The following is a 20,995-nucleotide window of genomic DNA, read 5'->3' as shown; positions in this document are numbered from 1 at the left end:
AAAATAAAGATTTATCTGATGGAACTTCTTTGTTGCAATTTGGATACTTACAAGTCTTAATTTTCGATTCTTTCATTTTCAGTCACGTCTGTCCTTTCATTATTATAAGTTGCTATGAGCACTTCAATTTTTGTAGACAAATCATTAGTTAATTCCTGAATTCTTCCATCATCACCCACGTGAGCATTATCTAATAACCACGCAATAGTTCTTCCGCTTTCGTTTTCTTTCATTAACACTTGTTTAACAAACGAGTGATAGTTTGTCAGTGTTGCAAATAAAGATTGTTTTTCTCCCAAAGCTGTATACGCTATTAGGTTTAGTTGGACTGCAGAATTTAAATATCCTAAAGATGTTTGCAATAAATTATCAATTCTACGTGCATCTTTTGATTTTGTTTTTGAATCAATTAAAAGAGCTGCATCTTCGTGAATAGAAAGCATTAGCTTGCTAATTGTTTCATTAGCAATTTTGATAGAACTAATCAATAGCTCTCTTTTGTTCGATTCATTCTCTGAAGCTAATCCTTCAACAACTAATTGTCTAGATGAAAAAAATCCCGCATATCTATCATTATACTGACCTTTCTCTACCCTTTGTATAATTTGATTTAATCCCTCAATTTGCTCTGAAATTGATGCTAACTGACCTTGGATTGCTGATAACTCTGGTAGAACACCTAACTCTTTTACAATTTTCTTATCAAGAGTAACAAAACTTTTATTTTCCCCACTTAAATTATCCTTAATGACAGCATATGTTTCACCTGTTTTTTTTCTTACGCCAAATGACCATTCTCCAGAATCTATCTTTTCCTTTGCAAAATCAGGTATCCTAGCTACGTATTCTGTTTCTTTCTGATTAGACAAATTTTCAATCAAACTCATTTCTGAAATATTTGAAAATAAACTGTTTTTAATTTTTACCGCTATCGATTTTGAAGCTATTCTTTGCAATGGCAATAATGAATAAGATGTAAAATCATAATTGTATAAATTTTTATCGGTAACATTTACCAATAACGATGCGTCTTTAGGTAAATCAATTTCGAAATCTTTCATAATAACACCTACCTGATAATAAGTTGAATTACAAGCCACTAAGGTATTATTTAACAAGCTCCTTTAAATCTTGTTTCATCTTGGCAACTCTATTTTCATAAAACAATTCAAAATTTTCTATATCTAATTTGATATCTTCATCAATAAATAAAAATGAGTTATTCAAGTGATTGATTTCCATCCATTCTGACAAACTCTTATCTTTCTTCAAAATATTTTTTTCCTTATTTAATAATTGTAAATTTCCAATTTTATTCCAATTATTACCAATCCTCTCAATTTCTTCTTTACTAAAATGGTTTTCCATAAATGTTTTATTTTGAAATTTTGATTTTGGGTGAATATGGTCAATATCGAAATTTTGATTGAAATAATCTAAATCTGGATAGAATAAAGACAATACAAAAAATGCGTCATCAGAACCACATTGTACTTCAAATAAGCCTTCAATTATTGCATCATCAAAAGAATAATTTTTTGTAGGATTGCTTTTAGCACTATTGATTATTTCTTTTAAAGGAAAGACACCAGAGGAAGAGTCATCAATTATTTTACGAATTTCTCGAAGGATACTATCTGATTGCCCACCAAAAATACGTTTCAAAAACACTAATAATAACCATTTTTTCATGAGTTGAGAATTGGCGTTTTGCGTGTTGGAATCTAAGAATCTATTTTTTATAACTTCATCCTCAAGTTTGTTTTCATAGATATAATAAACAATTGGTATAGCAGCATTTTTAGCAGGAAACGTTCTGTTTTCAAAACCCAATCTATAGAACATCTCAAAAGCATTAAGAATTGATTTACGAATCCTTTCCCAATTAGTTTTAATTTTATTAATTACATCTTCATTAAAATTTTTCACTCTACTCTTTATGTCATCTGCATATAAAACTAACATATTTTTCAAAATGAAGTCTATTGTGATAGAAAAATCACCGAACTGGTTAACTTCTCTAATTAATTCCTCAAAATTTTCCCTCGCATCAGACCAATGAACTGTTAAAAAAGACATCAACAAATCTGAAAAAGTAAGTTTCGTCCCGCCATCATTAGTTCGAATAAAAATATCTAATACCTTATCAAGATTTTGTTCATCTTCCAAGTAATAATTTAAAACTTTTTCTTCATTGATAGTCTCATATAACAGATTTAATATATCTTTGGAGTATTCATTATTTTCTAAACCCACTTTTTCTAAATAAGAACATCGATTTTTTTCATCTGACAAACCTAAAATACTTCCTACTTCAAACCAATATTTTTCACCTAATTTATTTTCTTTCTCTACTTTATCTCTACGTAAAAATTTGAATTCATATTCTTTATCAATTTTTGTTTCTTGCTTATAGGTATTTTTTATATTTAAGTATAACTTCATTGGAGGAAAATTGTCTTCATTGTCCACCCATCGTTTGTGATTTAATTTAACTGCATAGCTTCCTTTTAGTCCAATATATAAGCTGTTCAACCTCTGTTGTCCATCAATTACTGCAAAAAAATTGTCTGTTCGTCCCATAGAATTATAATATTCATTCATTTCTCCAAAACGTTGTTTATATTTTCTCAAAAAAGAATAAAATCTATAATTATTTTTTATTTCATCTGAAGTAATTTGCCATAACATTAACGAATTTATAGGATACTTTCTCATGATACTATCAAACAATGATTCTATCTGCTCTGGGCTCCATACAAATTTTCTTTGGATAGCAGGTAATAGATAAATATTTTTGTCTATATTTTCAATAGCTTCTTTGATAGTAATTAACGGTTGAAATCCTCTTTCCACCATATCATATCTCCTTGCATAGTTGACTTATTTTTTAATCTGTGAGTGTATTTTTTGAATTATCACAATAATAAAGAACAATATTTTAGAGAATACGGTTCCATAATCAAATAACAAGTAAAATTACTCTATTTTATATTCCGTTCTTCTAAATTTTCCAATCATACAATATTATCTCAAACTTATAAGAAAAATCAACTTAAAATAGATATAAAAAACTCGTATAATCCATACTTTTCTTACTATTAACTTAAATTAATATTCACAGAAGCCAGACCACACTTCCTCTCTTCTAAAAATATATTCAAAATCTCCAGAATCGATTGTATGCTGCCTGAATTACATTCTAAGCGTTTCTAAAATATTAAGTATAATTTATCAAGAATAAATTTTAAAACTCCTAAGCAATAACACAGGCTATTTAAATTCCATACTACGTTATTTTAACACTACATATCTAAACAAAATAAAAATATAACTTTACCTATATATTCTAAATATGAAGATAGTTCTAGTTGATTTCAAAAAAACAAATAATTCAACTAAAGCAACAATGAATTATCACTATTTCATTATATAAATATATCTAGAGCGTCAATTTTAGCTATTTTACTGAACCTAGATAGTGCTATTAAGTAAGCAAGATATCTCTTGCCGGCACTAAAAAATAAATACTGATATATCAATTTTTTACAGCCATTTTTATCACACTATTCTTTAGTGTAAATAAGTTTTTGAGTATTTATATATGTGAAAACAAATAGTTTTCCCCTAGTTTTATTGACTTTTATAAACATAAACGTTTGATACCTCTAGAGGGAATATAAAAAGTGCGTATTGGTCTTAGAAAAAACACGTAGTTTACTATTGATTTTATTGGCTTTTATAAGCCTCCTCATTAGATACCTCTAGAGGGAATATCCCTTATAGAGGTATCTAATGATTTCTATCAATTTCATCAGTATTTCTAGGGGTAAACGATAAGGATTTTCTTGGTTCAATACGCAATTTTGAATGGATACAAAAAGAGATAATATTCTTAATACATAGAAATAATCCTTATTATCAATGGTTTCTAATAGAAAAGACAGATAGTACTCTCACTATCTGCCTAGAATATCTCTTTTATAAATAACAACTTTAGATGTATAGCTCTCTTCGATGTTAAATTTTTGATATAACTCTTTTGTTAATCTCTCTCTTTCTAAATCATATTTATTGTATACATCTACTCGAATTTTCTGGAATTTTCTCTTAGTATCGTTTATTTTCAACCTTCTCGCTTTGGCTAACTTAGAAATAACATCTTTTTCGTATACATATCCTTTTTTTTCTATCTCGTTCATGATAATTTTAACAGCTGTTTTTTCTAACTTCTCACTTGCTTGACTTATATTACTATTGGTTTTACTCATTTTAATCATTTTTCGTTGAATAAGTGGTTCATATGATTGTGGAAAATCTTGATACGCTTTTTCCTCCCCAAATAATCTATATACCAACTCGTAACTTAGACTACCGACCGTTACTTTATTTTCCCTCAAAATTTTAGCTATTCCTTCGCTATTACCTTTATTTTCATCAGTTAAGTTCGTTGGTTCATAAATATTACTAGTCCTTAATTTATTACTGTCTTTCTTTTGTTCCAATATCAAATTATTAAATATGTTTTCAGGAATTTCTGATTCTGGTTTCTTTTTAACCACTTCAGTTACAATCATGTGATAAAGAATCTGCCTTGTCCTATCAATACTTATTTTCTTTTTATTGGTAGCTCTAGCTAATTGCTTAGCTAAATTGTTAATACTATAATAATTTAAATACCGTAACTCTCCATTCTCGTCAGTATATACATAGTCATACATAAAATCTAAAATAATAGGAATTTCTATTTGGTATCTACTAAAGTATTTATATAATTCAGGATAGTTTTCTTCTAATTCTCCTGATTGTAATTCTTTTTTAAATTTTTGGGCGTTAAATTTACTTTGTCCTAATTTCGATGTATTTGTTACTTTTGAACTACTAATTTCTACTAGTAAATTAACTACTTCAATTGAAGATATTTTTAAATATCGTTCTAGTAAAGAAATAATATTCCCACAATAAGGATGACTTTCACTAAAACATTTATATAAGAATATCCCATATTTTTCAGCATAAAATACTGATGCACTAGGTTCTGTCTCTTCATGAAAAATATCATAAAAAGGATTCTCATCGGATAATTCAAGAAACTCTCTCATATCTAACGATTTAAAGTAGTTCATTGCATTGTAATCGTCAGGAAATTCTTGTTTATAATTGTCTCCTAGCTTTTCTTTCACAATATCAAGTCTACCTAATTTTAATAATTCATAATTCGGTATAGAATTATCAATCATTTCACCACTTATAGCTTCTATACCTTTATAAATATCTGTATTTGTTGGCTCTAACAATTTTGAAGTATCCAAGTTATTATCCCAATCAATCACTTCGTATCCTTTATTACTTCCAAAAAACATTCTACTTGTTTGTCCAACACTCCTGTCTGCTTGTGGATACATTTCAAATAATCTTCTATATATATCTTCTATCTCAGAATTCATAGTTATTAATTTATCTAAATGAAAGACAACTCTAAATTTATCTACATTAGAATCATCATCACTAAAAGTCCGATAGATAAAACAAGCATTTTCTAACATAAATGTATCTTGTTCTAAGTCAGCAATAGTATACTGATTATTTTCGTCTTTATTATCAAAATCTAACATAATAATTTCTTGACCAACAATTGGCGTATATTTTGATAATTTTTGTTCCGATAATTCTGATAAAACAACAGTTTTTCCTTCTTCAGAAATCTCAATCGCAAGCTCTTCTAAAGAGATATCTACTAATTCTTTTAAAATTGTAGTTGAAATTGCTTTAACCATTGATGAATTAGGTTTTTCACTATTTTTAATACTACTTAGATAACACTTCATATTCACTATCCTCCAACATTAATAATCTGCCGTATTTTAAGACGATTACTTTTTCCAATAATATTGTTTTTTCTTCTGATAGACCTCGTTTTCCTTTCCTGAAATTGTGCAAATTTTGGTTATGAATACCGATTGCCTTAGAAAACACAGTCATTTTAACTCCGTAAATTTTATCTAAGATATGTAGCAAAGCTTTTACCTTTTCTTGTTTCTCAATCAATTCCTCTTCTGTTAATTTTTTTGCATTCATATATTTATCCTCCATTAATTATTTTATTAATCATTGTTGCCGGACTATATCATCATTTCAATCTGAAGTAAAGTAATTCTGTCACAATTGGACACTAAAAAATAAGTAGTATATTTTTATCAGAAATTTCATTTTGCTATCTCCTATTTTCCTAGCACTTTCTTAGAAACAGTAAAATCTTTAAAAAAAGCTGATATATCGGTATTTTTTCAAATTTTAAATCTATCTACATACTAAAAAACACCTCTCAGATTCATTTAAGCGTAGAATTACCCACAAAAATTTTTTCATGGCGTTTGAGAGGTGTTTTTTGAAAAATAACACTTTAAAACGTTGATATAACAACAATCTGTTAATTTTGTCAACAAGTAGAAAAGTATTGATTTTACTGACTTTTTCGAGGGTCATTTTTTAAGTGACTTTTTACAAAAATTTTAAGATAAATTTTTTACAAAAAAAGAGACATGAATAAAATCATATCTCTTTTAATAATTATTTTTCTTTTGTTATCACATGTTTATCCCAAAGTAACTTCACAAGTTCATCAGATACTAATAAACCTTCCTGCTCTTTTTCTGAACACTTGGTAAACTCTTTATATAATTCATTGGCTATACTGTTTACGACTATCTGTGAAATCGTCATATTTGCTTTATAGAAAGTCCTTTTCACTTTATGAAGGACATATTTTTTCTGAACTAATTTATCCATTAACTTTCAACACGCCTAAACTTTCATTTGCCTTTTCTCGACAACTGGCTAGATTGTCATTTGTTAAGGGAGATATATAAATATATTCTGTTTCTTCTAATATATTCCCTTTTTCATCAATAATACTATATTTCCCATCTTCAGATTCTGTCATTGCTGATAATCCATTGTCGTTATATTGTTGAATGTTATAAGCAAATGGCTCTTTGATAATTTCACCAGTATTTACGTTTATTAGTCCATACTTGTCCTCTTTTTCTAGTTTATAAGGAGCAATTCCATTGATGTTCGGTTTCTTAATTTCAAAAGCGAACGGTTCTTTAATAATTGTTCCATCAGATGAAATAATCCCTTTTTTTCTTGGTGTAAAATCAATACTAGATGGTGTCGAGCCATCAGGTGTTACTTTTTCGTTCAAATCTTCAAAAATATAGTTTTCTGCTTCACCAATATCTCCCAAAAACTCACCATCACCAATTGGTTTATCAATGCCATACTCAACAAATTTAACAATTTCTATATTTGATGGATAATTGTAAATCGTACCAGAATCTAAATCATAAAACGTCCAAATCACTGGGTCATCAACTAAACCAGTTGTATACTGCCTGATAAATAGGCGGTTTTTATCGTTTATATTTGTTGCTGTATCTAATTTGACTGTATTGATTGTTTTAGTGGCTATATCTTTTTCACCACTACGGTTATCACCACTGTCTTTCAATTTTGCATCATAAATCTGAACAGAAGTATCATTAACTGTCTTGCTATCATTCATTTGGTCCAGAAGTGTGAAATAGCCATTTTTATTTATATCGCCTGACATACTACCATGTGCGGTTGAAAATCTCTTTTCTCTATATCCGTTAGCTAAATAATTAATTGTAACTCCTGACCAATCACGATAAGGAATAATTTCATATTTCCCAGAAGTTAATGTATTTATTGACACATCATTATCAACTGTTCGTTCTCCTAAACTAGTCTTTGCCAGTTCAGCATTTTCATCTAAATAAGTAGAATAAATTTCATATTCATTCACATTATTTTCTATTACTGCTGTTCCATTTACCTTTTTTGAATAACCTGTTTTCAAGGAATGTGCCAGTTCATCTCGTTTCTTATCAGCATTTAAAATGGAATTTTTTTCCTTTAATGATGTATCATAAATTGTCCAATTATACGAACTGTCATCTCCAGTTTGACCGATTACTAGTTCATTTTGAACATAAATCGTATCGTAATCTGTCGCTGTTTTTGATTGAATAATTGATTCTTTTTCTTTAGTATGGGTTGTTGATTCTACTGTGGATGATTGAACTTCTTTACTATCTTTAGTATCTTGCACTTTCCCACACGCACCTAACACACTAAATAATAGTAAGCCAAGACTTGCCATTTTTACCCATTTTTTCATTTTATTCACCTCTCCTGTTATTTTTTATTTACTTTCACACCAATGAACAACGCTACTGCGATAAAACAAAACAAGAAAATCGGATGATTCATCAAAAATTTAAATCCTAAAATTAAGATACCTATAATAATTGCAAACCCAATTAACCAGCTAATACACCCAACCAGACAACCACTTTCATCTTTATCGGGAACTTCTACTGCATCTTGAATAATTATTTTTACCCCATCTTTTAATGCCATTTTTTCAATCCTTTCTCTTCTTTTGCTGCGTGAATCAAACGTTCGTTAAAAACAAACAAAAAAAGCTGATAATTCCGAATACAAAAATTCAGATTTATCAACCATTCTATGTATTTATATTTTTTTGTGCTTCATAGGTAACAAACGAACGTTCATTACCGGCAATCATTATATCAGATTCTATATAATGATGAAACCATCATCTGGTTAACTGATACCGTTTTTTTATATTATATACTGTTTTAACACAAACGTCACATTTTTCTGCAATTTCTTTTTGCGTTAAATCTGTTTCTACATATAACTTTTTAATTTTATGAATCGTTCTTTGGTCTAAACCTTTATTGCCTAATTGTACCCCATTTTCTTTTAAAATTGCTAATGCTTCTTTGGTTCGTTCAGATATATAGTCTGCTTCAAGTTCAGCAATCGCTGAAAGTATTGTAAATATTACTTTTCCCATAGGTGTCGATGTATCTATATTTTCTTTAATGCTAATTAAATTGATACCTTTTTCTTGCAGTTCACTCATGATATTTACAAGTTGTTTCGTGGAACGCCCTAACCTATCTATCTTATAAATAATTAACGTATCCCCTGCTTCTAAAATATTCAGAACTTTATTTAGCTCTTTTCTATTTTCTTTCCGACCACTCACTTGTTCAACGAAAAAAGAATCAATTGCATAACGATTAAGAGCTTCTTTTTGAACCTCTACTCCTAAGTTTTGATTATTCTTACTAGTCCGAATGTATCCAATTATTTTTGTCATAATAGTTTCCTCCCTTCTTTTATAAATTTTAGTTTATTTTAAAATACCTATTTTACCTATAAAAAATACCGTAACATTCTTTCAATGCTACGGTATTTGAAACGCATTTAAATATAGAGGTTATTTAAAATGGTTATCGTCAAGATACTTATATTATTACATCCTGATAAGAAGTTGTCGAGTAAATCACTTGTGCCTTTACTTTTCTATTATTATTCAGAAAACACCACAAAAGCTCTTATAATAAAGGAATAAGCAAAATTAAAAACACTCTATAAAATTGATTTCTGATAAGTACTTGCTATAATTTATACTACAATAAAATAACAAAAAGGAGGTCATTTTTTATGACAAATGGAACAAGTCAAGGACTATTTATAGTTGTTGCAATAATTATATTTGGTATTTTTATAGCTATTAGCTATTTACTATTTAGAGATACTTTAAAACCTAGTTTATCGACAATATTTACTGACAGTTTAGAGCAAGCAAAAGGTAACCTAACAAGAAAAACTTCTTCCCCTCAATATCCAAAAATTACAGAAGAACAAAAGTACGTTAAAATTAGAAGTGAAAATAATGGAGCAGGCGAAACAGAAATCTGGGTTGAAATTTCTCAACTAGAAGATGGAACGCTCTCTATAGATAAGAGTTCTAATTATAATGGAGATTATCTATACGGAAATTCTAAAATGACTGGAACATTAGTATTTCCAGATAAGATTCATGATATCCCAGTTACAAAAATTAAAAATAATGCTTTTCAATCAACCAATTTAAATGGTAAAATACAATTTCCAAAATTCTTGACAGAAATAGGGAGTTCTTCATTTGAAAAATCTGCACCAACCTCAGTTGTTTTCAATGATGGTCTAAAGGTTATTGGCGATAGTATTTTTAGTAAAGCATACTCCTCTTTTAAAATAAATTTACCTGATTCTGTAGAACATATTGGTAATAATGCGTTTAGTACTGTTATGATGCTTCGTGGAGAATTAAAACTTCCTGAAAATCTAAAAACAATTGGTAGAGGTGCATTTGCAAATTCAAATTATTCAGGGGAATTAATTATCCCTAAAAATGTAGAAAGTATAGAGAGCTTAGCTTTTCCAATTACTAAATTTAGTAAAGTAACTATAAAAAATCCTAACACAAAAATAGCTAACAATAGTATTAAAATGCAGGATGGTACTTGGTTTTCACGTTAATTTCAAAACTCCTTTGATAATTTGTCAAAGGAGTTTTGTTATTAATTACATTTTTTGTCAACAAATTTTATACATAACGTTCAAATTTCCATCACCAAAATAACGATGCTATAATAGAATTATAGGGAGCGTAAAAAAGGATAGTTACGAGATGGATACTTATAAGAATTAATATTTTTTTATTTAAAAATGAACCCCTTCGTTAACCCTACATCTTCAATATTTCTACCCTTCACAAACCCTACATCAACCCTACATGGAGGTATTTTTTGAATTCCTAGATAAGAACTTTTTGAGAACTTTTGCGAGAACTTTTTTAAAACTCGGTCATTTTTGAAAGAATTTTTGAAAAATGCAATGGAAACCTCCGTGAATTTTTTTAAACAGCAGCTCTATGAAAATTTTTTTAAATACGTCACTTTGACAACACTACTTAATAAGTATATGGGTTGAATGGATACTTACGAGAATAAGATACACTAAGGGATAGTTTTTAGAATACTAAATCAATTAAAATAAAACAAAAAAATATATGGAGGGAGTGAACTTGACAACTCAATTTGTAAACAAACGAGCAATTGACACAGAGGAATTATTTCAGATAATAAATAACTCAGAAGGTATATATGAATCTACTTTAATTAAATTACTACAATGTAACAGAATCAGCTTGGAAGCACGTTTAAAGACTTTAGAAAAAAATAAAATGATTTCTAAGCAAAAAATAAAAAAACATTTTTTCTATACAAATACTTTTGATTTTAAAAATATGAAACCTTTAGATAGACAAACTAATGTTGTTCAAAAACTTGTAACTTATGGTATTTTTACAGAAAATATTCATATTGTAACGAATTGTGACCATCAAAAAGAATTGTATTTATCTTGTTATTCTTCAGGTAGAGATACTTTTCAAACTAATGAACATCTAAAACTACAAGCGAATAAATTAGTGAATCAATTACCACCACAATCTGAAGAATATAATTTTTTTGTCGAATGTATCAAAAATGTATTAACTAAATTTCCTATTCGAGTTTCATGTCTTAGTAACAAATTAGACATAAACTATCACACACAATCATTAGATATGATTGATATTTCAGTTGTTCCTACCCTTGAATATTTACCATTAATTGAACAAAAATTAGATAGTTTTTCATATAGAAATTTGGAAAAGAATAGTCAGTACATACGTGACGATATACTAGTTTACGTTGAAAACCTAGATAAACTTATTTTCTATGAAATGAAGCAAAACAGACAATATGATGTTCATGTGATTCATTCTTTGATGGATTTCTATTATTATGTCGCTAAATTTTCTAAGTCAAAGACTTCACTATACTTTACTTCAAATAAACAAGAATTCAATTATGCACATAGGCTCTATACTAGAAGTCAACAAAATAAAGAAAAGTTTAATACAGTTCAGCTAAAAAAGAGAAACGAAAAGCACAATCTTAATTGACCGTGCTTTTTTATTTACCCTAAATTAATTATATCATTACCTTCAAAAACTTTTTTTGCTCTTTTAGCAATTACCCATGTTGTCGAAAAATCAATAGTTGCTCCAACTCCAGCTCCTACAACCGGAACCGCTCTTGTCAAATTAACTGTTCCCTTTGTTCCTGCTCTAGTTATAAATCTAAAGCCGATTTTTTGATTTATTTTAGTTAAAACCTTACCCGGAATTTTATTTACTGCATTTAAAGCAATCTTATTACCTACTTGCACACCTGCATTTTTAAATGTATCTGCCACAGCATGCCCTACTAAACAGCTATAAACAAAAGTTTGAACTTCATCATCTCTTAAATCGTATCCTCTAATTAACGCAATAGCAGCAATCATCCGCATTTGAACATAAATAACAGAAGTGATATTAGCTGGGAGAGTTACTGGCATCGTTATGAACCCACCGAAGCTTGTCACAAAGCCATTCAGACTATTTTTACTTAATTGGTTTCTCACTAATTTATCAATAGCTTTATCTGTCCGACCATATTTTTTTATATACTCATCTGCTAATTCCGAGACTGGTTTAGATACTCTAGGGATACCATTCAAACATTTTTCATATAAAGTATCTAACAACTGAAGTCCTTTATTATCTTCAACAAGATTTTCCACAAAAACACTCCTAATTAATTACAAATTTTACTTAATTATATCATGTTTTTAATTTAACGGATTAAACTTGTCTAAACTTGCTTGAATTTCTTCCTCTTCTAATCCTATGTAACGGATAGTCACTGCTTGACTAGAATGATTCAAAATTTTCATCAACGTAGGAATATCCCTGAATTGTCGATAGTATTTATATCCGAATGTTTTCCGCATCGTGTGTGTGCCGATATAATCCAATTCAAGAACATTTGCGACCTTTTGTAGGACTTTATAGTATTGATGGGTTCCTAACGATTTAGAGTGGTCAGAAGGTCTATAAAATAGCCAGTCGGATTGCCCATTATGATAAGCATTTAAATAATCAATAATCAAACTTGTTAGATTCGATAGATTTAATTCTCTTTGTTTATTTGTCTTTTTCTCAACAATAATTGCAGTTGTCTTATTTTGAACATCAGACACTTTAAAATTCAAAATATCAGAAATTCGTAAACCTGTATAAATACCAATGACAAAAATCAGATGGTCTCTTTTTCCATGTTTTCCTTTTTTCAGTTCCGTTAAAAAATCTAACATCACTTGTTTATCTTTTATAGGTTTTACATTAATAATATTTCGTGTCATTTTACCTCCTCCTATGCTGTTTTAAAGGGATACTTTTACATTGAATAATAGTTAAAGTATCCTTTTCATCTTTGTGGTCTGTTTCGATGTTGATAAATCAACATCTTCAAGGGATACTAATTACAAAAGTATCCCTCTTACAAGGACCGTTATAGCATCGTTGTTAGGAGGTTGCAAATTTGTAGAACAAAAAAGAGTAGCTATTAGAGCTACTCTATATAGATATTCCCCAGTATATAGTCAATCATAAACTTATATTGGTTTTTAATATCAAAATCAGCTGATTTTATATTAATAAATCTTACATTTGTTGTCTTTAATAACTCGTCTTTTTCTTCCCTATCTCCATTAATCATTACATAATAGTTTGTGCAATACCCTTTATTAGACTCACAAATTTTTCCAAATTCATCACTAAAGTATGTGTCATTCATAGAAAATCCTAAAAACAACATAGAATGCTTGTTTATCAGACCAGACAGTATTCTTTTTTTATCCTCAGAATCATATAAATTAGCATAATCTTCATTAGTAACTACCATTGAATCATAGTTTTTGATAGAACCATGTATATGGAATATATATTGTGTTTCATCCAAAGATTCAAATCCTTGGAATGAAGAAATATCCCTTGATTCTTCATATCCTAAACTTAGCAACTGACTAGTCTTTTCCAACAAATCATCATAATTAGTTGTAATTATATATTCTGCATCCAATTTTAATACATCAGGTATTATTGAATTTAATAAAACTTCATTCTTAATACGTTTATTAACTGCAGGGACTACTAATTCTTTTTTCAAATCTTTATCATTGCAAATTAAAGGATGTGCTTCCTTTATCACATTTATAATCTTATCAACATTTTTAGATTCATACTGTAAATCAAAGTAAGGTTTATAATCATCAGATATCTTATCTCTAGCATTTTTAAAAAGCTCTAACCATAATGGTAACCCGACACTTTTACTTATACCTGAACCAACAAACGGAATTACTCTGTCAATATTTTTTTGTATATCTTCCATCACAATTTTAGAATCTGAATCAAAATACTTTTCAAATAATTGAATATTATATGCAGAGAGTTCACTCAAATAGCTTGGTGAATATAGTTCAAAATATTCGTGTTCTAGAACTTTATTTCCACATATTTCACACTTTTTTTCTAACAATTCAGCATCATAAATTTCATCATCACATTCATATGAGATTTTTCTTTTAAGCATTTTTTGTTCCAATAATTTATTGAAAAATACTGCCGAATCCTCATCTTTCATATATTTTTTTAACAATTTCAAATAATGTTTTTCTCGAAAATAATTATCTCCATGTAAAGCTATCATGTTCAAGGACTTATTCCATTCCCCATTAGTCATACATAGCTTTTCTAATTTCTCTCTCAATATGTTCTGTCATCCCTCTATTTTTATTTTTCGTATTTTTTAAAATTAAAGAAAAAGTCTCCTCAGTAATTTTAATTGTTGTTTGACTAACCTCCAATTCTGAATGTTTATCAAAAAAATCTACATCAAACCAAGCTAACGTAAACTCATCTAGTTCTCCCGCAATTTCTATATCAGTATTTAAACTATAAAAAATTGATTCGAACGTTAAAGGGAATTTCCTACCTCTTGTTGTTGCTCTCCCTCGAGCTAATTGTTGTCCTCTGAAACTAATCTTAGTCGGATAACACACAGCACCCGCTTCTTTCGCTTTTCTAATCAAATCACTTTCACTATACCCTGTTGTAATATACTCTCCTAAATAATTAGAAAAAATTCGTTTCATTAACATTTCAGTTTTCTCACTGTTTAGCTTTACTTTGCTATTCTTTTTATTCATTTCATTATATATTTTCCTAATCTGTTTTTTTAAAACAAGAGATAAAGCATCGTTTAAATCTTCAGAATAATCTCCTATCATTAAGTTATTCATCTTATTACAAAAATCAAACATCTTAGCTCTATTTATATAACAATCTTCCTTATGCGACATGAAACTACAAGAAAAAAAAGAATTTATTAAATTTCTTATGTGTTTAAAAAAAGTAGCACCTGAAGATATATAGACCTCATTATCATTTATAATATTAAAACTTCCAGTTTTTCCATTAACATAAAAAGTAGTATACCCTGTTTTTCTATCTAAATATATGATACAGACTCTTAATGATGTATTTCCATCCTTTTCTAAAAATTTTACACTTGCCATTATATTAACACTATTTTCGTCATATTCTATAACAGGGAAATACAGTTCATTTATATTTTTTGAAGTAATTCTATCTATAAGATTGTATCCTGATTCCGAAAAATATTCATGGTAATTTGTAGGAGTATTTTTTAAACTATAAAATGAGGAAATTTTATTAATTCCAGACTTGATATCTTCATCAGTTATATGTCCAGAAGCTTTCTCGAAAAAAATATTACTACAATTAAATCTTATATTTTCTAAGATAAGTCTATTTAAATCTATTACTGATAACAATCTATTTTCTAGTATGTAAAAAAATATATCATGTAATGTTTTCAAATCATCAAATAAACTAATATCTATAGTTTTTCCGTTTTGTTCAATATTTTCTAATAAAACTTGTTTTAATTCATCTTCGTGAATTACATTTTTATAAGATGAAGCACGATAATCAATACTCTGGTTAATCACTTCAAAAACTTCCTCCATATTAATTAGCTCCTTACTATATATGATATTCTTAATTTAATTATATCACATGCTATTAAAAAACTCTTTGATACTATGTAATTTAAATCACACTAGTAAAAATTCTAAATAAATTTAATTTCAAGTATTAAACATTGTAATAAAAATGCGGTAAGACACTCGGAAAGCTATAATCTATTAAATAAGCAAGTTGATTCATTCTAATAAGTAGTATTCAACAATTTTTAATTTGAATTCAAAATCATACTCTTCCATAAAATAACGACCTAAAAAAGTTAAACAAAAAACTAACTTTTTTAGGTCGTCTCATTTCTTACTTATATTAAATCATTAAATTATCAAAATCTAACAAATCTTCATCAGCTACTGCAGTGCTTTCTTTAACAGTTTTTTCATCTGGAACTGGTGCTTCAGTAGTTTAAATTCCTTCATCATCTTTCTTGAATTGGTTATTACCTTTCGCAGTTTCTAATAGTTTACGAGCGAAGTTAACATCTTTTTGAGTTAGATATTTTTCTTTTAATTCGTTGAAGCATGCACCATTATCTTCCATGTATGCTTGATATTCTTCATTAGTAAACTCTTGTAAGTTTGTATTAGATTTTTAGCCAAGTTGGATTTTTCAATCAATTCAGCAGATTCACCTAATACTTCATCAATAAACGCTCGTGTGATTACTGATTTTCCAGTAGACATTGCATAAATTTCTAACTCTGCTACTAAGTTCATTTTTTATGCTTTAATTGGAAAGTCCAATTAAAAATCTAGGAAAACTGTTTTAACTTCTTGACCATTCGCATCAGTGAATGAATCACCTCAAATTCATCAAAGTACTCGTTTTAATAGACTTCTCAATAAAATCTTCGCTACTTAGCGTTTGAACATATCTTTGAGTCATTTCAATTGAACTATGCCCCATATTTAGACTTAACGTATAAATATCTAATCCGTTCCTTAATTGCATACTTGCATAAGTATGTCTTAGCGTATGACCCGAAAAACGAACACAATCTCTTATATCAATTTGCTTCTTTATTTCTTGCATAATCTGCCAAATACTTTTTTCATTCAATTTTTTACCTAGATTACTGATAATAAAAGGATTCCCTTCTAACAAACCATATTTTCTTTTCTTAATTCGATGATATTTTATTATTTCTTTTTTGAGAATTGGACTGACAGCGACAGCTCTATCCTTATTATTTTTTGATTTTCTGATAATGATTTGATTATTCATAATATCTTCATCTCGTATCTCGCAAACTTCACTAATCCTCAACCCACATTCAATCATCAACATCAATATCACAACATTTCTTTGTGCTATATGTTTGTAAGGGTGTTTTTTAGCAACTGTCAGCATTTGTTTAATTTCATAATCATTCAAAGGATAGATTACTTTTCTTTGTTCTTTTAATCTTTCAATATCAACAAACGGATTATAGTCAATATATTTTTCAATTAACATATAGTCAAATAACTTCTTTAATCTGCTAACACTGACATTGATTGTCGATGCTTGCATTTCTTTTTCTTGCATATCTATTATCCAGCTTTTTATATGTTTCTTTTCAATCTGCGACGGTTCAACATTTATTGATTTGAAAAAATTTGCTGTGTTTCTCAATTTTGATTTATAATTTTTGATTGTTATTTTTGAAAAACCTTTCACTGTAATATCCATACAAAATTCTAAAATAATATCCTCCCAGTTCATAGAAAAAAGTCCCTTCTTATCAAATTTTGATAAAAAAGGACTTCATGCAAACCAACGCATTTTAATGGATTTTCCATTAAAATGCGAGCTTCAATCTTCTAAAGATTCAGCTACTGATTGATTACAAATTAATTTTACATCAAACTTTTCAGTTCAACATCTGGATATTTATCCGCAAACCAGCGTTCCGCAAATTGGTTTTCAAATAAGAACAATGGTTGATCGAAACGGTCCCGTGCCAAAATGTTTCGGCTAGAGCTCATGCGTTCATCTAAATCTTCTGGATTAATCCAGCGGGCAATTTTAGAACCCATTGGCGTCATTACCACTTCAGCATTGTATTCATTAGACATTCGGTATTGGAAAACTTCAAACTGCAATTGACCTACTGCGCCAATGATATATTCTTCTGTTAAATATGTTTTGTATAATTGAATGGCTCCTTCTTGAACCAGTTGGTAAATTCCTTTATGGAAAGATTTTTGTTTCATTACGTTTTTGGCAGTCACTTTCATGAATAATTCAGGGGTAAATGACGGCAACTCTTCGTATTGAACATTCATTTTCCCTTCATACAAAGTATCGCCAATTTGGTAATTTCCTGTGTCATACACACCGATAATATCGCCCGCAACAGCTTCTGTGACGTTTTCGCGGGCATCCGCCATAAATTGTGTCACGTTACTTAATTTGACTTTTTTGCCTGTTCTACCTAAAGTCACGTCCATGCCTCTTTCAAAAACACCTGAACAAATTCGAACAAAGGCAATTCGATCACGATGGGCTGGGTTCATATTCGCTTGAATTTTAAAGACAAAGCCTGAAAATTCTTTTTCGTAAGGACTTACTTCGCCACCCTCTTCTGTTTTATGCGCATGTGGCGCAGGCGCAAATTGTAAGAAGGTTTCTAAAAATGTTTGAACCCCAAAGTTTGTCAAAGCAGAACCGAAGAAGACTGGCGTTTGATCACCACGAGCGATTTTTTCCTCGCTAAATTCATCGCCTGCTTCTACCAACAACTCAACATCTTCCAACACTTGTTGATAAACGCTGTTATTGTGCAATGGTAAATCGCTTGGGATATCGCCATCTTTTAAAGGAATAAAACGCTCCCCACCATTATTTTCTGGACGATATAATTCCACACGTTCATTATAAATATCGTATAGACCTTCTAGGCCTTTTCCCATACCAATTGGCCAGTTCATTGGATAAGATTCAATATCCAATAGTTCTTCCAATTCTTCTAAAAGTTCCAATGGTTCCCGTCCGTCACGGTCCAATTTGTTAATAAAAGTAAAAATTGGAATACCACGTTTTTTAACAACTTGGAAAAGTTTTTTCGTTTGTGCTTCAATCCCTTTGGCACTGTCAATAACCATCACAGCACTATCCACGGCCATTAAGGTCCGATACGTATCCTCTGAGAAATCCTCATGCCCTGGGGTGTCCAAGATATTAATCCGTTTGTCTTGATAGTCAAATTGCATCACAGAACTCGTTACCGAAATTCCCCGTTGTTTTTCAATTTCCATCCAGTCAGATTTGGCAAAGTTCCCTGTTTTTTTCCCTTTGACTGTTCCAGCTTGGCGGATGGCGCCCCCAAATAATAATAATTGTTCAGTAATCGTTGTTTTCCCAGCATCCGGATGGGAAATAATCGCAAACGTACGGCGACTATCGACTGCTTCTTTTTGATTGATCGTCATAAAAATCTCCTTATCACTTGTGATGTTTATTTATTTATTTTCTTCAGCATAATTTTTGATTAACCTTTGCTAGTATATCATGTCAAGCCTTGAGAATAAAGAGCTGCTGTTGGCTGTTTTTTAAAAGGAAAACCTGCGACATTAGTCAAAACGACTGATGTCACAGGTTATTTTTAACGTCTTGGTTCGTCATCTTCCATTTCTTTACGGAAAAAACGACGATTTTCTTCTGGTTCTTCATCGACAGTTTCTTCATCGTAGAAATGAACGCGTAAGACTAGCAAACGTGTGCCTTCCATTTCTTCAGCAGTTAACTTAATATTGCCCACTTCAAAAGAAGGTTTTTCCCCTTCATCAGGAATGGTTCCTAATGCTGTAATTAAGTAACCTGCCATTGTATCAACATCGCTCATGTGTAAATCTGTTTCAAATACTTCATTAAATTCGTCAATTAACATGCGTCCTTGAACCAAATATTCATTGTCGGCCACTTGTGTATATAAATTTTCTACTTCATCTGTTTCATCGTCAATTTCACCAACGATTTCTTCTAGTAAATCTTCCAGTGTTGCTAAACCGACAACACCGCCATATTCATCTAGTAAAATCGCCATTTGGTTTTGTGTTCGTTTTAACTCATAAAGTAAATCATCAATAAAAATGGTTTCTGGGACAAATAATGGTTCTTGGATAATCGCGCCTAATTCAATGTTTTCAAAGCCTAAATTACGTGCAGCTTTTAGTAACGTTTTGGTATGTAAAATACCAACAATTTTATCTTTGTCTTCACTATAAACAGGAATCCGAGAATAATTTTCTCCTAAAATTAAATTGATGTTTTCTTGGACATCATCTTGGATGTCAACCATGAATGCGTCTGTCCGAGGAACCATTACTTCTCGTGCCACTTTTGTATCTAATGAAAAGACACCTTGTAGCATTTCTAGTTCTTCGTTTTCCAAAACACCTTCTGTTTCAAGCATGTAGCGCATTTCATCTCGTGTCATCTTCGAATCGGCATCATCGAAAGTCATTGGTGTGATTTTGGATAATAAATCGGTCGAAGCCGATAGCAACCAAACGAAGGGACGCGCGATAACTCCTAAAAAGCGGACTGCACCAGAAGTCAATTGAGCGACTTCTTCTGATTTATTCATGGCAATTCGTTTAGGGTATAATTCACCAAATACAATAGAAACGTACGTTAACAACGCTAAGATAATGATACTGGCAAGACTCTTAGCTGCGGCGCCGCCACCTAATACAGGGGCCAAACGACTAGATAAAGTCTCTGCTAATGAAGCACCAGATAGGATATTAACCAAAGTAATCCCTACTTGGATTGTGGATAAAAAGTTATTGGGGTCTTGCAATACCTTAAGCAATTTTTGAGCTTTTGCGTCGCCGTCTTCCGCTTTTTGTTCCACACGATTCTTGTTAACAGATACGACTGCAATTTCCGCCGCTGCCAAAAAGGCATTGATAAACGTCAACACGACTAATAATAGAAGTTGCGCAATTAGCGACTGACTCTCAGGGTCAGCATTATTCATAATGTTCTCTCTCTCCTTAATTGTTGATAATTCCGAGGCTGTACTCTCGTACTCTTTTAACGTTCTTCCTCTTTTTATGGTTAGGCTTAGAAACAGACACAATCAGTATTATGACAGGTTATTTTCTATCCTAATCCATAAAA

The 20,995-nt window shown here is 30.0% G+C and carries 18 protein-coding genes; 2 read left to right on the top strand and 16 right to left on the bottom strand.

The features are described from left to right. Window positions 1-56: 56 nt before the first annotated feature. From IGK72_RS02730 to IGK72_RS02695, 8 genes are all read right to left on the bottom strand, one after another. Window positions 57-1,118 (bottom strand): hypothetical protein, encoded by a 1,062-nt coding sequence (locus IGK72_RS02730; protein WP_171903217.1) that lies wholly within the window; start codon window positions 1,116-1,118, stop codon window positions 57-59. Continuing rightward, window positions 1,108-2,859 (bottom strand): DUF262 domain-containing protein, encoded by a 1,752-nt coding sequence (locus IGK72_RS02725; protein WP_002384918.1) that lies wholly within the window; start codon window positions 2,857-2,859, stop codon window positions 1,108-1,110. The genes IGK72_RS02730 and IGK72_RS02725 overlap by 11 nt, the downstream gene beginning before the upstream one ends. A 1,100-nt stretch (window positions 2,860-3,959) precedes the next feature. Further along, complete coding sequence (locus IGK72_RS02720; protein ID WP_070416163.1) at window positions 3,960-5,828, bottom strand: hypothetical protein; 1,869 nt, start codon at window positions 5,826-5,828, stop codon at window positions 3,960-3,962. After that, complete coding sequence (locus IGK72_RS02715) at window positions 5,809-6,078, bottom strand: hypothetical protein (RefSeq protein WP_048340625.1); 270 nt, start codon at window positions 6,076-6,078, stop codon at window positions 5,809-5,811. The genes IGK72_RS02720 and IGK72_RS02715 overlap by 20 nt, the downstream gene beginning before the upstream one ends. Before the next feature lie 492 nt (window positions 6,079-6,570). Further along, on the bottom strand, window positions 6,571-6,789 hold the full coding sequence (locus IGK72_RS02710; protein WP_430619620.1) for a hypothetical protein: 219 nt from the start codon (window positions 6,787-6,789) through the stop codon (window positions 6,571-6,573). Next, on the bottom strand, window positions 6,782-8,206 hold the full coding sequence (locus tag IGK72_RS02705) for a hypothetical protein (protein ID WP_016615347.1): 1,425 nt from the start codon (window positions 8,204-8,206) through the stop codon (window positions 6,782-6,784). Before IGK72_RS02705 ends, IGK72_RS02710 begins: the two co-directional genes overlap by 8 nt. Before the next feature lie 17 nt (window positions 8,207-8,223). Then, window positions 8,224-8,448: a hypothetical protein gene (locus tag IGK72_RS02700; RefSeq protein WP_016615348.1), complete on the bottom strand. Its 225-nt coding sequence runs from the start codon at window positions 8,446-8,448 to the stop codon at window positions 8,224-8,226. A gap of 199 nt (window positions 8,449-8,647) precedes the next feature. Continuing rightward, window positions 8,648-9,220 (bottom strand): recombinase family protein, encoded by a 573-nt coding sequence (locus tag IGK72_RS02695; RefSeq protein WP_016615349.1) that lies wholly within the window; start codon window positions 9,218-9,220, stop codon window positions 8,648-8,650. Between the two features lie 347 nt (window positions 9,221-9,567). Here IGK72_RS02695 and IGK72_RS02690 point away from each other — a divergent pair, with 347 nt between their 5' ends. Together IGK72_RS02690 and IGK72_RS02685 are read left to right on the top strand one after the other, a co-directional pair. Beyond that, window positions 9,568-10,428 carry a leucine-rich repeat domain-containing protein gene (locus IGK72_RS02690; RefSeq protein ID WP_016615350.1) on the top strand — a complete coding sequence of 287 codons (861 nt, stop codon included), beginning with the start codon at window positions 9,568-9,570 and terminating at the stop codon, window positions 10,426-10,428. A 547-nt stretch (window positions 10,429-10,975) separates the two neighbouring features. Then, window positions 10,976-11,899 (top strand): hypothetical protein, encoded by a 924-nt coding sequence (locus tag IGK72_RS02685; protein ID WP_070416165.1) that lies wholly within the window; start codon window positions 10,976-10,978, stop codon window positions 11,897-11,899. A 14-nt stretch (window positions 11,900-11,913) separates the two neighbouring features. Here the strand turns inward: IGK72_RS02685 and IGK72_RS02680 are convergent, their stop codons facing one another. From IGK72_RS02680 to IGK72_RS02645, 8 genes are all read right to left on the bottom strand, one after another. Continuing rightward, a complete protein-coding gene (locus IGK72_RS02680; protein ID WP_070416166.1) occupies window positions 11,914-12,561 on the bottom strand; it encodes an EcsC family protein in 648 nt (215 codons plus the stop codon). A 48-nt stretch (window positions 12,562-12,609) separates the two neighbouring features. Further along, the gene (locus IGK72_RS02675; RefSeq protein ID WP_070416167.1) at window positions 12,610-13,182 is read right to left on the bottom strand and encodes a tyrosine-type recombinase/integrase; all 573 of its coding nucleotides are present in this window, start codon (window positions 13,180-13,182) and stop codon (window positions 12,610-12,612) included. A gap of 209 nt (window positions 13,183-13,391) precedes the next feature. Continuing rightward, complete coding sequence (locus IGK72_RS02670; RefSeq protein ID WP_070416168.1) at window positions 13,392-14,591, bottom strand: SIR2 family NAD-dependent protein deacylase; 1,200 nt, start codon at window positions 14,589-14,591, stop codon at window positions 13,392-13,394. Continuing rightward, complete coding sequence (locus IGK72_RS02665) at window positions 14,557-15,873, bottom strand: hypothetical protein (protein WP_070416169.1); 1,317 nt, start codon at window positions 15,871-15,873, stop codon at window positions 14,557-14,559. Before IGK72_RS02665 ends, IGK72_RS02670 begins: the two co-directional genes overlap by 35 nt. 519 nt (window positions 15,874-16,392) lie before the next feature. After that, window positions 16,393-16,602, bottom strand: coding sequence for a hypothetical protein (locus IGK72_RS02660; RefSeq protein WP_242693011.1), 210 nt, complete (start codon window positions 16,600-16,602; stop codon window positions 16,393-16,395). 82 nt (window positions 16,603-16,684) lie between these two features. Continuing rightward, complete coding sequence (locus IGK72_RS02655) at window positions 16,685-17,590, bottom strand: tyrosine-type recombinase/integrase (protein ID WP_070416170.1); 906 nt, start codon at window positions 17,588-17,590, stop codon at window positions 16,685-16,687. Between the two features lie 134 nt (window positions 17,591-17,724). Further along, window positions 17,725-19,299, bottom strand: coding sequence for a peptide chain release factor 3 (locus IGK72_RS02650; RefSeq protein WP_002355543.1), 1,575 nt, complete (start codon window positions 19,297-19,299; stop codon window positions 17,725-17,727). Between the two features lie 173 nt (window positions 19,300-19,472). Further along, window positions 19,473-20,852: a hemolysin family protein gene (locus tag IGK72_RS02645; protein ID WP_002363168.1), complete on the bottom strand. Its 1,380-nt coding sequence runs from the start codon at window positions 20,850-20,852 to the stop codon at window positions 19,473-19,475. Window positions 20,853-20,995: the final 143 nt, after the last annotated feature.

The sequence above is a fragment of the Enterococcus sp. DIV0183 genome (assembly GCF_050541505.1).
Taxonomy (GTDB): domain Bacteria; phylum Bacillota; class Bacilli; order Lactobacillales; family Enterococcaceae; genus Enterococcus; species Enterococcus faecalis.
This window is presented reverse-complemented; position numbering and strand designations above follow the sequence as displayed.